Source organism: Actinomadura fibrosa (assembly GCF_900659615.1).
Lineage (GTDB): Bacteria > Actinomycetota > Actinomycetes > Streptosporangiales > Streptosporangiaceae > Spirillospora > Spirillospora fibrosa.
The window spans coordinates 1-1,322 of the sequence record NZ_CAACUY010000543.1; the positions used below are offsets into that span (position 1 = coordinate 1).

2 protein-coding genes are annotated in these 1,322 nt (G+C 74.4%); one reads left to right on the forward strand and one right to left on the reverse strand.

All coding sequences use genetic code 11. The features are described from left to right. Positions 1 to 209 (reverse strand): hypothetical protein (locus E1300_RS49550; RefSeq protein ID WP_131764161.1); only part of this gene is annotated, 209 nt, incomplete at its 3' end. 185 nt (positions 210 to 394) lie between these two features. Here E1300_RS49550 and E1300_RS49555 point away from each other — a divergent pair. Further along, the gene (locus tag E1300_RS49555) at positions 395 to 1,207 is read left to right on the forward strand and encodes an SAM-dependent methyltransferase (RefSeq protein ID WP_131764162.1); all 813 of its coding nucleotides are present in this window, start codon (positions 395 to 397) and stop codon (positions 1,205 to 1,207) included. Positions 1,208 to 1,322 lie beyond the last annotated feature (115 nt).

Genomic DNA, 1,322 nt, shown 5'->3' on the forward strand with positions numbered 1-1,322 from the left:
GTGTAGCGGCGGGTCAGCGGCGCGACCGCCGGGGGCGGCGCGGTGCCTCCGGCCACGGAGACGAGTTCGCGCGGCCTCCCGGGGCCGCCGCCGCCCTCCAGCCGCCCGGACATGATCATCGTGACGTCGGCGGCGAGGGTCGCCGCCGCCGCCGTCCCGACGGCGACGGCCAGCGCCCGCGTCCCGCCGCGCGTTCCGCCGCGCCTCACGCCGCTCGCCCGCACCCTGCTCCCCATCACGACCGTGGCCCGCACCGCTGTGCGGCATCGTAGGCGACGCCATGGGACGGAAGGGAGCCGGACCGGCTCGCCAGGCGGGCGATCTTGGAGATGATGGGACCCGCACAGCGGCTCGGCACGGGAATTTTCGGACAGGAATCGGCACAGGAGGGGCCATGCCCGACAACGAAGCGCCGGAGATCGACACCAGCGTGCCGCACTCGGCGCGGATCTGGGACTACTGGCTGGGCGGCAAGGAGAACTACCCGGTGGACCGCGAGGCCGGCGACGCCGTCCTCCAGGTGCTGCCGTCCATCGCCACGTCGGCCAAGCAGGACCGCGCCTTCCTCGGCCGCGCCGTCCGGTTCCTGGTGAAGGAGGGGATCCGGCAGTTCCTGGACCTCGGGACCGGGCTGCCCACCGTGGACAACACCCACGAGGTGGCCCAGCGCGTCGCGCCGGAGTCGCGGATCGTCTACGTGGACAACGACCCGCTGGTGCTCCTGCACGCCCGCGCGCTGCTCCAGAGCAGCGAGCAGGGCTCCTGCGACTACGTCCAGGCGGACATCCGCGACACCGCGACGGTGCTGGAGGAGGCCGCGAAGTCGCTGGACTTCGACCGTCCCGTCGCGCTGATGCTGCTGGGCGTGCTCAACCACATCCTGGACGACGACGAGGCGCTGCGGATCGTGGCGGGGGTGCTGGAGCGGCTGGTCCCGGGCAGCTACCTGGTCATCTCCCACACCTGCGACGCCACCACCGACGAGCTGGACGGCGAGGCCATGCGGCAGGCCGTCCGGACGGTGATGGAGCGCGGCGGCACGCCGATCCGCGCCCGCTCGCCGGAGGAGATCGAGCGGCTGTTCGCGGGGACGGAGCTGCTGGAGCCCGGCGTGGTGTCGTGCTCGCGCTGGCGTCCCGACCCCTCGCCGTGGACCGAGCCCGAGGTCCCGCACTTCTGCGGCGTGGCGGTCGTCAGGGCTCGCTGAGCCGCCCGGCGGTCAGGACGGCGCGGACGTTCGCGGCGGACGGGCGCGCCAGCGCCTCGGCGAGCGGCACGCGCAGGAGCACCAGGTCGGCGGGCGACCCGGCCGCCACGCGGCG